The sequence below is a fragment of the Nocardia sp. NPDC055029 genome (assembly GCF_053608525.1).
In genome coordinates this window covers 21,567-33,572 of record NZ_JBSGVQ010000042.1, presented here as the reverse complement: position 1 = coordinate 33,572, position 12,006 = coordinate 21,567, and the positions used below count along the sequence as shown (strand labels likewise).

Annotated in this window: 11 protein-coding genes, 1 tRNA gene and 1 pseudogene; 7 read left to right on the top strand and 6 right to left on the bottom strand. The window is 66.1% G+C overall.

Annotated features, from left to right (window positions below; all coding sequences use genetic code 11):
- Nucleotides 1-91: 91 nt before the first annotated feature.
- A complete protein-coding gene (locus ACWF9G_RS28580) occupies nt 92-1,291 on the top strand; it encodes a DNA polymerase III subunit delta' (RefSeq protein ID WP_379308401.1) in 1,200 nt (399 codons plus the stop codon).
- A 57-nt stretch (nt 1,292-1,348) separates the two neighbouring features.
- A tRNA-Thr gene (locus ACWF9G_RS28575) sits at nt 1,349-1,424 on the top strand.
- Nucleotides 1,425-1,498: 74 nt separating this feature from the next.
- On the opposite strand, the gene ACWF9G_RS28570 is transcribed toward ACWF9G_RS28575, so the two are convergent.
- The 6 genes and pseudogenes from ACWF9G_RS28570 to ACWF9G_RS28545 form a co-directional block, all read right to left on the bottom strand.
- The gene (locus ACWF9G_RS28570) at nt 1,499-2,785 is read right to left on the bottom strand and encodes a site-specific integrase (RefSeq protein WP_452519073.1); all 1,287 of its coding nucleotides are present in this window, start codon (nt 2,783-2,785) and stop codon (nt 1,499-1,501) included.
- 269 nt (nt 2,786-3,054) lie between these two features.
- The gene (locus tag ACWF9G_RS28565; protein WP_452519112.1) at nt 3,055-4,755 is read right to left on the bottom strand and encodes a replication initiator; all 1,701 of its coding nucleotides are present in this window, start codon (nt 4,753-4,755) and stop codon (nt 3,055-3,057) included.
- A 71-nt stretch (nt 4,756-4,826) separates the two neighbouring features.
- Complete coding sequence (locus ACWF9G_RS28560) at nt 4,827-6,134, bottom strand: FtsK/SpoIIIE domain-containing protein (protein WP_452519072.1); 1,308 nt, start codon at nt 6,132-6,134, stop codon at nt 4,827-4,829.
- Between the two features lie 272 nt (nt 6,135-6,406).
- Nucleotides 6,407-6,853 carry a hypothetical protein gene (locus ACWF9G_RS28555; protein WP_452519070.1) on the bottom strand — a complete coding sequence of 149 codons (447 nt, stop codon included), beginning with the start codon at nt 6,851-6,853 and terminating at the stop codon, nt 6,407-6,409.
- Nucleotides 6,854-7,610: 757 nt separating this feature from the next.
- Nucleotides 7,611-8,444, bottom strand: a complete 834-nt coding sequence (locus ACWF9G_RS28550; protein ID WP_452519118.1) for a hypothetical protein — start codon at nt 8,442-8,444, stop codon at nt 7,611-7,613.
- A 204-nt stretch (nt 8,445-8,648) separates the two neighbouring features.
- A pseudogene (locus tag ACWF9G_RS28545) lies at nt 8,649-8,822 on the bottom strand (helix-turn-helix domain-containing protein); the annotation flags it as partial.
- A 654-nt stretch (nt 8,823-9,476) separates the two neighbouring features.
- Here ACWF9G_RS28545 and ACWF9G_RS28540 point away from each other — a divergent pair.
- From ACWF9G_RS28540 to ACWF9G_RS28520, 5 genes are all read left to right on the top strand, one after another.
- The gene (locus ACWF9G_RS28540; protein ID WP_452519069.1) at nt 9,477-9,920 is read left to right on the top strand and encodes a hypothetical protein; all 444 of its coding nucleotides are present in this window, start codon (nt 9,477-9,479) and stop codon (nt 9,918-9,920) included.
- 60 nt (nt 9,921-9,980) lie between these two features.
- Nucleotides 9,981-10,505 (top strand): DNA-directed RNA polymerase subunit beta, encoded by a 525-nt coding sequence (locus tag ACWF9G_RS28535; protein WP_452519068.1) that lies wholly within the window; start codon nt 9,981-9,983, stop codon nt 10,503-10,505.
- Between the two features lie 549 nt (nt 10,506-11,054).
- Complete coding sequence (locus ACWF9G_RS28530; RefSeq protein ID WP_452519066.1) at nt 11,055-11,216, top strand: hypothetical protein; 162 nt, start codon at nt 11,055-11,057, stop codon at nt 11,214-11,216.
- The gene (locus ACWF9G_RS28525) at nt 11,213-11,623 is read left to right on the top strand and encodes a hypothetical protein (protein WP_452519064.1); all 411 of its coding nucleotides are present in this window, start codon (nt 11,213-11,215) and stop codon (nt 11,621-11,623) included. The genes ACWF9G_RS28530 and ACWF9G_RS28525 overlap by 4 nt, the downstream gene beginning before the upstream one ends.
- Nucleotides 11,624-11,634: 11 nt before the next feature.
- Nucleotides 11,635-11,889, top strand: a complete 255-nt coding sequence (locus ACWF9G_RS28520; RefSeq protein ID WP_452519062.1) for a hypothetical protein — start codon at nt 11,635-11,637, stop codon at nt 11,887-11,889.
- Nucleotides 11,890-12,006: the final 117 nt, after the last annotated feature.

Genomic DNA, 12,006 nt, shown 5'->3' with positions numbered 1-12,006 from the left:
GGCGTCGGGGCAGCCGGGTGAGTACATCGCCCGGGTCGGAGGCCCAACCCGTCAGACAAGGCTGTCGTAGTGCGCGGCTAGGGTGTCTCCCGTGGCAGGTGTCTTCGATCGACTGGTCGGCCAGGACGTGGTCGAGACCGAGCTGACCGCTGCCGCCACGGCGGCGCGGGCCGGCGTCGTCACCGGGGCGATGACGCATTCGTGGCTGTTCACAGGTCCACCCGGTTCCGGCCGGTCGGTCGCCGCGCTCTGCTTCGCCGCCGCCCTGCAATGCACCGACCCCGACATCGTCGGCTGCGGTCGGTGCCACGCCTGCACCACCACGATGGCCGGTACGCACGGCGACGTGCGCCGCATCATCCCCGAGGGGCTGAGCATCAGCACCAAGGAAATGCGCGCGATCGTGCAGATCGCTTCCCGGCGGCCGAGTACCGGCCGCTGGCAGATCGTGGTGGTCGAGGACGCCGACCGGCTCACCGAGGGCGCGGCCAACGCCCTGCTCAAGGTGGTCGAGGAGCCGCCGGACCGCACCGTGTTCCTGCTGTGCGCGCCGACGGTCGACCCCGAAGACATCTCCGTCACTCTGCGTTCCAGGTGCAGGCACGTGCACCTGGTGACACCCACCGTCCCCGCCATCGCGCAGGTGCTGCGCGAGCGCGACCAGCTCGACCCGAAAACCGCCGACTGGGCGGCCGCGGTGAGCGGCGGCCACGTCGGCCGCGCGCGTCGCCTGGCCACCGACGAGGACGCGCGCAAGCGACGTCAGCGCGCACTCGCCCTGGTCAGCGCGACGGAACGGCCCGGTGCCGCCTACGCCGCCGCCGACGAACTGGTGAAATCCGCCGACGACGAAGCCAAACTGATGAGCGCCGAACGCGACGACCGCGAACGCGACGAACTCGCCACCGCCCTCGGCGCAGGCGGCACCGGCAAGGGCGCGGCTTCGGCCACCCGCGGCTCGGCGGGAGTGCTCAAAGACCTCGAACGCCGCCAGAAGTCCCGCGCCACCCGCACCGGCCGCGACGCGCTCGACCGCGCCCTCATCGACGTCGCAGGCATGTACCGCGACGCCCTCGCGATGCGCTTCGCCGGCCGCGGCGCCACCATCACCCTCACCCACCCCGACATGGCCGACGAGATCACCGAACTCGCGTCCAATGTCCGCCCCGAGGGCCTGCTCCGCAGCATCGACGCCGTCCTGGAATGCCGGGAAGCGCTGGACCTCAACGTGAAACCCCGCTTCGCCGTCGCCGCCATGGTCGCCACCCTGATCGCCGCCCGGTCCACCTGACCACCCGTTTTCGCGTTCTGCCCATTCCCGCGATAGACTCGCGTCGCCTGACGGCACGCCGCCTTAGCTCAGTCGGTAGAGCGCTTCACTCGTAATGAAAAGGTCGGGGGTTCGATTCCCCCAGGCGGCTCCATAACGCCAGGTCAGGGCGGGTATCGGGAAAGAACCCGGTGCCCGCTCTGACCTGTTTTCCCAACTAATTCCCAACTAAATGTCGTCGCCAGACACCGCGCGATGAAGCACATCGGCAGCCGCTTCGTGAGTTCGCCCACGTGCCATGTAGTGCCGTTGCGTCATCGCCGGATCGACATGCCCGAGCACGTCAGCGGTGACACGAGCGGACAGCCCGGCATCGTCGAGGATGGTCGCGACCGCGTGGCGGAAGCTGTGCGGAACGATGTCATCCGGAATGCCGAGCGCCTCCCGGACCCTTCTCCACTCGGCCCCGACATTCTGAGGATCTCGCATCGTCCACACCGCCGACGGAAACACCAGATCCAATGTGTCGGCATCAGGATCAGGCGGTGAAGCCAACCGGCGAGCTGCAAGGACTGCTTTGCGCCGTTTGAGCATCTCCACCGCGAAGGGCGGCAAGGCGATCTTGCCGCCACGGTTCTTCGAGTCCGCAGCGGTGGCGTTCTCTTCCCGGACCAGACCCTGCCCGGGAAGGCGCACAATCTTCCCGGTCGTGCGCAGTGTTCGGCCGTCAATGTCGATGTCAGACCACAGCAAGCCCAGGACCTGTGAACGACGAAGAGCCGACCCGGCTAACAAGGTCACAAGGTCGGCCAGGTCGGCGCTTTCGCAGTACTCGGCCACGGTAGGCGGTGTGTAAGCCTTGACCGGTTTTGCGCGATTCCGTTCGGCCTTTGACAGTTTGCGCGGGCAAGGGAGGGCGGATGTGCGCACCGCCGCCAGGATGAACCGCAGATCCTCAACGCTCAGGTCGCCCGCGCCCCCGGTGCGCCCCTTGGCCTCGATGTTCTTGGGCATCTGTGACTCACGGACCGGATTGACCGGCATCGCATCCTTGCGCACCGCGTAGCGGAACATGCCGGACAAGACGTTGCGCGCTATTCGCATCGTGCCGGGTCCCTTGGCGTGGCCGACCTCCGCCAAGAACGCCTCAACTGCGGAGGTCCTGACCTCCAGGAGGCCGCGCCCGCCAAACGCGGTGTTGAACATTTCCGCCACGTCGTCGTACCGGTCGAGTGTGTTACCCGCGCGATCCTGCTCTACCAGGTGCTTTCGGTAGATGACCCACAGTTGCCGAACCTTTGTCGATGCTGACAGCTCGCCACCCAGGTCGATACGGATGGCGGATGCAGCGGCCAGCACGGCATCTAGCGCGCGTTGTCCGGTGCGGTCTGGCACCGGTCGGCCCCGCGCGTCCACTTTGAAGGGTGAGATGCGGGCGAGGTCGCGACGTTTCCCCGAAGCGTCGCGCACGAGAACCCGTGCGGACCAGCGGCCAGGCGACAACACGGTAAGCATCGGTTTCCCGGCGACGCCCAGGGGGCGAGCAGGGCGGCCGCGAGTCACGACCGCCCCCCGATATTCAGTCCTCTAGGCCCTCCAGTGCTGCGTCCAAAGCGTCTAGATCCCAACGGAAACCCTTTCCGATCTTCTTCGGCCGAGGAAGCCACGGATGCTTCTCCGGTTCACGAGCCCACCGCCGCAAGACTTCTGGGTGAACGCAGATGTGCGCGGCGGCATCCTTGGTAGGCACCCACCGCCGAACCGGTGGCATCAGCGGTGCCGGATCAGCAGACACGGCCGTCTCCTCGCTGGTCAACAGCAGAATTGTTGCTGATAGTTTGCTGAATGTGCGGGGGGTTGTTCTCCATCTGCGGAGGTGGCAGCCCGACCGCGAGCGCCGCCCGGTCATACTCCGCACGCCATTCCCGCCGTTGCGCAACAGCTTTGAGCAGCAAGAACCCGCGCTGAGGAATCCGGGTACCCGAACTGACCTTCGACCAGGTGTAGCGGCGCAGGTCCGGTCGTGGCTTCTCGATGCCGACAGCGGCCAGCGTCGCCCGCACGAACTCCATCCGATCGGCCTTGTGGTCCCCGATTGTCTTGCCCGTCCACTTTTCCGAGGTCAACACCCGATTGCCGGGCAAGCCAAGGTTTTCGCGGCGATGCGCGCGCCCCTTGCACTGCCCAGGCCGGGTACGCGCTGTCGCGCCTTTGGGGACGATGCCGTAGAGCAGCCACACCGAACACCGCTCCGAGCACGGAGTCTGGCGCAGCGTCGCGTGTAGGCGGGCGTAATGGCCCCGTTGCCGAGCGGTTTTCGCCTCCAGGATGTCGGAGACCGATTTGGTCAGGTACTTGCACAGATACCCGATGCCACGTTCGGCCTTGTCCGACCCACCCACCAACCGGCGCGCGTCCACCTTCCGACCGAAACGAGCGACGTGCGCGGGCTGAGCATCCTCAGCCCAGGTCGATTCCATCGCTTCGCCCCACGACTGCAACGACATCCGGCTGACCGGATCGACAAAGGTCTTCTGCTCGCGATCCCACACCGGCAGATGAGTACCGCCGTAGAGCAGGTGTTTCGGGCGCGGCCACCACACCTGGTGATACGTCGCCTCGGTCACCCGCCGGATCAGCTCGATATCGACCAGACCGCGTAACGCGATGTGCAGGTGCGGCGCACCCCGTTTCTGGGGTTCGACCACCCCGAAGTACTGGATGTTCCAGCCGATCGCACGGCGCAGGTTCTGAATCCAGCGCGAGAACGCCCGCGCGCACCAGATCGCATCCCATGCCGCCCGCGCGTAGTCGTAGCTCTCGGGATCGATCGGGGTGGAGTCCTCGCGATGGACCTTGCCGTAGGAGTCCATCGTGATCGTGACGAACATCGACGCCCGCGCCGACCCGTCAGCGTTGGCACCACCGATCGTGCGGTCATCAACAGGCAGACGCGGCAGGTCCGGGATGTCTTGTCGGCGACGGGTAGAACGACCCCGCCCCACCCCGGTGCCAGACCCGGTGCCGGTCTCAGTGGCGCCGCTGTCGTTGTCGGCGGGATCGCAGCCGGCATCGGTGCCTTCCGAATCAGCCGGCGGTTTCCCGGCGGTGCCGAGCGCTTTGAGTTGGTTGTCGGCCCACCCGATTTCGGCGACCAGCTCCGCGGCTTCATGGTCGACCCCTTCGGATAGCGTCGCCATCAGATCAGCCCGGTACACCATCAACGACACATGATCCAACGACGGTCGCGCACGCGGTATCTCCGGTTCACGGTCCAGATGCCAACCCACCCGGCACTGCTGGGCACGCACCCGTTTGGCCTGGCGCGCGCACGGACCACACACCACCTCGAGGGTGTGCCCACACGGCACCGGCACCAGCTCCCGCGCCCCGGTCTCGGTGTCGGTGCGCTCGAGGACCATCGGCCGCACACACACCCCGTGCTGTTCGGCTGCCGCGATCGCTACAGCGTCGAACGAGGGCATCCGCAGCCGCAACCCCGCTTCGGCCTCATCGGCGCGGCCGGAGTCCAGTACCAACCGCGCATCGTTGCCGGTCATAACTCGGCCCACCCGTCACCGGAACCAAATTGCTTGCCGTACAACGGTTTTCCATCCGGATTACGCGGCAACGGTGGGAAGGTCGCCATGATCCAATCGATATCGTCATCGGTGGCCCAGTAGGCACGGACACGGGTGATCTCGGTCGAGGTCTCGTGTTCGACAAACCCGACACCGGGCATGTTCTCGGGGATCTCGTCACACAACGCGCCCCGGTCGCGCCCGCCCTTGCCGAACACCATGTCGGGTTGGGTGTGCTCACGCAGCCGCAACCCCACCCGGTATGGGAACAGCTGGCGCAACTCGAGTACTTCTTTGCTGGGGTCCTGCAAGCACCCGACCACCGGAACCGCGACCGCGCGGGACTGGGTCAAGATCACCCCCAGGCACCGGGTGATCGCGTCACGGATCTTGCGATCGGTGTAGTACGCGGTCAAGCTCGCCGCCTCATCGATCAACAGCAACACCAACGGCTCATCCACAGACGGAGTGATCGTGCGCGCCCGAGCGGTCATGTACTTCTCACCCCGCGACTGAACCAGCTTCGCCGCGTCCTCGAGAATCGCCAACGCCTCCGCACCACTCGAGGACGCGAATCGCGCGAACCAGTCACGGGCATAACCGAATTCGAGTCCGCCTTTGGGATCAATGACCCACACCACCACCGACCCGTCACGAATCGCGGGACCCAACGCGGCCAGCAGCGACCACGCCACCGACCCCTTGCCCGACCCGGTCGCACCGGCCACCATCACCTGGTTGCCCAGAAGGCGCACCGTCCACGGTTGCCCCAGCTCGGTCACACCGACCGACAACGCGTTGAGATCGACCGTTTTCGGATCGGCGCGCGGCAACGGGATCGGTTCGGCGAGGGTGTCACGGTGTACGACCTCGAGCCGTATCCAGCCCGGTTTGAACAGCCGTATCCGGACCCCGACCGCGCCGAAGGCATGACGGAGCGCGTCGGCCTGCTGGGACCAGTCCTCGAGCCTCTGCCCGTCGAGCATCTTGATTTCGAGGATGTCGGCGGCCGGGCCGGACTTCACCGATGTCAGGTACGGCGTTTTCACCTCGGTATCGAGCACGCTCGACAGTCCGTGCATGGCGACCAGTTGCGACCAACGACGCCGGTAGGACCACCACACCCGATGTTTGGTCCGTATCCGCCCGCTCACCCACCGTTGCCACGAGGTCGGCCAGGCCCACGCCCACACCCCCCACCCCGACACCGCGACTACGCCGACCGCGACACCGACCGGCCACCCCCACCAGTACCCGGCAGCGACCGCGCCAGCGATCGGCACCGACAGAATTGGAAATAGCAACGCCCACAACATGATTCGTAGGGCGAGCATCACCGATTTCTCGAACAGTTCCATCAGGTCCAAGCCGAGTACGTCACCGGCCGTGGAAGGTTTTTGGTTTCGGTAGAAGTCATCAGAACGAGCCATCACAATTTGTCCGATCGAATAGTCGTCAAACCCGCGCACGCCCGCGCCGGTAGGTTCAGAGGCGGTGCGGCGGTGACCTGCCCGGGGGGACCTGTCACCGCCGCACCTCTTGAGGGGAGTTGTGGTCAGTCGCTGGACTTGACCGGACCCGACCCTGTACGCGGCCCCGGGGCGTACCCGGTGGCGCGAACAACCCAGGACAGGTACTTGAACTCACCCTGTCCGGCCACACGCGGTGTGACGATCAACCCGGTCAGCTCGATCGGACGCATGTCCGGTCCGATCTCCCCGGTTGTCGGCACCGGCTCGGTGTTGGACAGCAACATCACCTCATACGCCTTGCGGCGCGGATTTTTCTCCGCCGGATCGAGAACCGCGATCTTCCAGACCAGCTCGTGAGTCACCGGATCACGGCGTTGAGGCCCAGGCCGCAACGGATCACCGGTGTATTCGGTGTCCGGCACAACCGGTCCCACCTGGTACAACCCACGGGCATAGAAGTCGGCGAATGCCGGGTGGAATCGGAAGTTGCGCCGGAACTCGGGCGTCTCGTTGGTGTCTTTGACGGCCATCACGGCCACCCTCTTTCAAGGTCAGAACACGCGACGGGGCGGTACCACAGCCAATTTTCGACTACTCTGGACATGGCAGAGCCCGTCTCTGCGTGAATGGAATGGGGACTCTCGCGATGGGTCGGAAGCCCGTGGTTTCGCGTGAGTTTGTTTCGTTCAGGCTGTCCCCTCGGTCGCACGAGGGGGCAGCCGCGAATCAGCAACTCGGAGTCTGGTTGATCATCAGTGGCCTCTCTGTCTAGTCAGAGGCCGAGGCACCGGGAGAATGGCACGACGGCCGAAACGAAACGCCACCCTGGTTCAGGGTCGCGCTGCTCTGTCCGTGTTCCCGCTACACGTTCAGAGCGAGTCGGCGCGATTCGTCAGGTTGCCCCCAACCTTCGCGGCGAATCACGCCTACTACCATCATCCAGGCACATCCGCCAAGGTCAAGCACACCTCAAGTGTGCATAAGGCTCGGGGTTGACCGTTGAATGGTTAAGTTGTACCAAATCTATTGGCGGGCAACCGAATTCGGCCATTTCTCAGGTGCCGCAAATTGCGTCAAAAACTTTTCCGCGACACGTATGGAGCACCACTCGAGCACGCCGAGTGCCGAAACATGCGCGCGCAGACCAGTATTCCCAACGACGATGCACAACGGCACAGCTCGGTCAAAGCCCTTAGCTGATCCAGTTTTGATATCTCAAAAATGATCGGTTTAAACTGCGCCCGCATGGATAGGGGGACTGATCAGTTTCATTGTTGGCAAGGGCGGTCAGGCCGTGATCGTGACCTCCGGGGCAACCGCAGCGACCTTCGCCACCGCCTTGCGAGTGCGGTCCGAGTCCACACCGGCCACCACAGGCAGCGCCGCCCGCCACAGTTGGGCCGCGTCTTCGTGCCTTCCCAGTTTCCAGCGCAGTAGTCCAGTTTCGATCTCGCTCAGCGCGCGAATCCTGGTGTGTGTCTCCGGGTTCCAGGCAGCCGCGCTCATATGTAACTGCCGCTCGGACTCATTGAGATCACCGAGTGCGGCGAAAGCCTTCGATGCCTGGCGGCTGACCGATGCCTTGTTCGGGCAGAACAGCGACAGCCAGCGCGGGAGTTCGGTCGCCGTGGTCGGAGTGAGCCACGGTTCAATCCTGCGCAGTGTGTCCCGCGCCGCGCGATGGTCTCCGCCTTCGGCGTACATCCGAGCGAGCGCGACATCAAACACCGCCATCGCCTCCACGTCGACATGACCGCGTGCCCGCGATACCGCGCGCTCGGCCAGCTCGATGCTGTGTTGCGGCATGCCCACGTCGCCCGCGTGCAAGGCGATGATTCGCAGCACGAAACCATCCTGACCGGGCACGCCGGATTCCTCAGCCAATCGCAGCGCGGTCAGGAAGTACCGCAGCGCTGCCCCGTCCGCACCGACATCGTGGGAACTGAACCCGATCGCGTAGGCCAGTTCCGATGCCGCGCTGAATGCTTCGGCACGAACGTGAGCGTCGGCGAATCGGGACCGGAGCAGGGCGGAAACGTCGGTCGACAGAAAAGCCGTCATGGCGAGACGCCCGGACCCGCCGCCGCGTACTTCATCAAATCGGAGCAGGGCATCGGTCACGCCGCGTACCGCCGCCACGTCTGCCGCGCCAGTGCCGGTGCCGTCACCGATGGCGGACAGGCGTGCGTGTTCGGGCATCGGCAGTAGGGCGGTGGCAGCGAGTGAGGCGCTGTAGGCAGCGGAGCGGAGAAACCCCCGCCGGTCCAGGTCGGCGCGGCCTAGTGCTTCGGCTGTCGTTACCGCGTCCAGCGGGCCGCATGCACGTCGGTACTCCGCCAGGACATCGGCGGTGGGGACGCGCCGCCCGGTCTCGTAGTGGCCTAGCGCTGCCCGGCTGAAATGCACTCGGTCGGCTAGTTCGGTCAGGCTGAACCCCGCTGCTTCGCGGGCCGCGCGGAGCTGTGCCCCGACGACTGCGGGGGGTGGGCCGGATTCCATACAACACACGGTAGCCGTGCGATGGAGTTGTAGACGCGCTGTAGCCGAAGAACGGTTCTACCTGGCACTGGTAGGCGGAAAGCTTGGTCTCAGCCCCACCGCCGGGGTATGCCGGGCAACGCTGCTCGGCACATCGGGCGCAGCGAGCTGCGGGACGATGGCGAAAGCTCTGCGGCGGTGGGCGCTCTGACCTGACACCCACAGGGGGACCCGTGACACTGCCCCAGCGCACGCCGCACACGAAACGACCACACCCGGTAGAAGTCGCGCCGCCCGAAGTGATACGGCGGCTGCTCGCCGCGCTCGATCGGTGGGAACCGAAGCGGCGGACATTATGAGCGCCCCGGTACAGCCCCGCCTGCCTGACCTGTAAATCAGCAGGCGACTCCCGACCAACTGAATGACCTTCACGCCTGCCCCCGGTGAGGACATGAGACCCCTCACCCGGCTCGGCCGCGCGAAGGCGGCCCCGGAGATCGACTCCCCAGCGATGTCGCGATCTCCGGGGCAACCCCAGCCTTGCCCGCACTTCCCGAAATCACCTCAACAAGGAACCGAACTCGCATGTATGCCACCTTCAAATCATCTTCCCGCCAACCACTCTCGAGCCGTGCCCGGTGGACCGCACTGACCGTGTTGTGCACGCTCGCAGCAGTGGCCGCGACGGTGGCGACGGTCGCGGTGTTGACCTCCCCGCCCGCGCACGCCACCGAGTTCATGTGCCGCGACGAGCACACTGCCGGGGTGGTCACCGGATCAGGACCCGGCAGCACCGACAACGGCCCCGCCGCGATCTTGGGATTCCAGCACGTCTACTACGTGCAGCGATCAGCAGCCCTTGCGCGCCGATTCCTCGCACCAGAGGCAGGGGGCGATTCAGATGCCCGACTCCAAACCGGCATCGACGCCGTACCGGCCGACACCCGGCATTGCGTCCATATCAGAAGGCTGGACCTCACCGCGGATTCCCACCGCTGGCAAGTCACGGTCACCGAGTACCACCCCACCCACATCGCCGGTGCCTACACCTTCGCCCAGACCGTCACGACCCGTGACATCGACGGCCGCGCCCTCATAACGAGTATCGCCAAATCCTGACGCCCGGCACCGGCTAGCTACCCCGAACGCCCGGCAGTACCCGCACCCCCAAGGGGCACCGTGACCCACACACAACCCACCCCGCAGGCGGACACACCACACACCCGATGCCTGTTCTACCGGCGCGAGTGCGGGCTACCCGCCGTCATCGACCCCGAGACCGGCCGGATCACCATGCGCGCGGCGATGATCGGGGCAGTGATGATGCCGACCGACCTCGCCCTAGCAGTCAGGACCGAACTCGAGCGTCGCACAGAGAGCGACCGACACGGCGGCACCCTGCCCATCATCGGACACCCCCGAGCCCACATGTGGACGTTTCTCATCCGCAGCGATCTGCGCGCCAGCCGCGACCCCTCCGACCTCGCCCGACTGTTCCGAGCGCGCGTCGTCGTCATCCGAGACGGCGACATTGGGTTGCCCTCACCACGACCCCCGCAACCGACTCCGATACCCGAACACCACCAACTGGCCCGAGTCTGGGTCTCGACCCCGACCACCAAATACCGCCCCTCGGGCACCGCCGTACTCGACTGCGTACGCCACTGCCTCACCACCGCCGAACGAGCAGCGCTACCCCGATGAAACCCCCGCCCGCCTCGCCGTGCCCCGAGGAACCCGACATCCGGCTTCTCGTCCAATTCGCCACTGTCCGAATCGAATTCGCCGCGTGCCTCACCGCTGCACTCGTGTTCGTTCAGGAAGTCGGCGCGCGCCGACCCTGCACCGTCGCGGTGGTGTCCGGACTCTGCGCAGGGTTGCCGCGCTTGCCCACCGAGCGGCTGTACCTGTTGCCCTGACAGCCACCACCACGGGCAACACCCCATAAACCACCTGAATGCCTTTCACCCGCCCGCACCCGGTCGACACCCCCGGACCGGCACGGCGCGGCAGTGAAGGAGGGAGCCCCCGGAGGCTCGGACCCAGCACATCTGCAGCCTTCGGGGGGCCCCGCCCTGCCCGCACCCCGCCAAGCAGAAGGAGCGTAACTGGTTGTGGTGCAACAGTATTCACGACTTCATGGCGGATTCGCCCACGCCCAGATCGCCGCCCTTGCCGCGCTGGCGGACGGGCCACGCACAGCCGAGCAGATCGCAGACGGGAGAGTCGTCGGCCCGAGAACTGACTCAACTCGTGGATCGGTTGCTGGACGCGGGATGGATCACCCGCGCCCAGCTCGACGCTCACATCCTCACCCCCGACGACCCCGCGACCGTCTCGACTCTGCGCGCACTGATCTCCGCTCACGCGACCACACAGCCCACACCCGAGTACCGACCAGGGGAGACACGATGAAGTTCAAGACCCTCACCGCCGCCCTACCGACCGCACTCGTACTGATCACCAGCCCAGGGACCGGGACCGCAGCCGCCGCCGCGCCGTCGTGCACGTTCACGTTCGTCACCGGCACCGTCTACACCCAGCACGACTCGGTGATCGGCGGCGGATACGCCGAATGCTCCACGCCCCCGGCGGTGTTCTCGATCCTGTTGACCGTGCGGTACAAGTCGCGGGGCGGCGACTGGGTGACGCGGGGTCACGATTCCTCGGAGCAGGCCCCTGCACCTCGGCGCAATATCGCGGCATACGCAGACTGCGAGGACGGAGCGTGGAAGGGTGTCGCCACGATATGGGAGACTGCGCCGGATGGGACGACGACGCAAACCGATTTCCCGTCAGCGCCCAGAATCATCACCTGCTGAGGACGTGCGAGATGAAACACGTTGCGACCCGCTCGTATCGGTGGCTGCGCCGCCGGGTCGTCGCCGTGCGGGACCGGCGGTTGTACCGCAGTGACCGGCCCGGTTTTCCGCTCTGGCGCGAGTACGGAGGGTGGGCGGTCCGCCCCGATCGCGGGTGGAGGTCGATCCGCTGGGTGACACCACCGCTGTACTACACGCGCAAGTTCGCTGCGACCGACGACAGCGGCGCGGCGGACTGGGCCATGGAGAAGTTGGGTATCGGCTGAACGATCAGTGACGCGCACGGCCCGGCAGGGATTTCCTGCCGGGCCGTTTCCGTGCCCAGGTTTGGAAGGCCGAGTGAGGTCAGCGAGTCGCGGGAGGTGTCGCCCGGGCGCGTCACG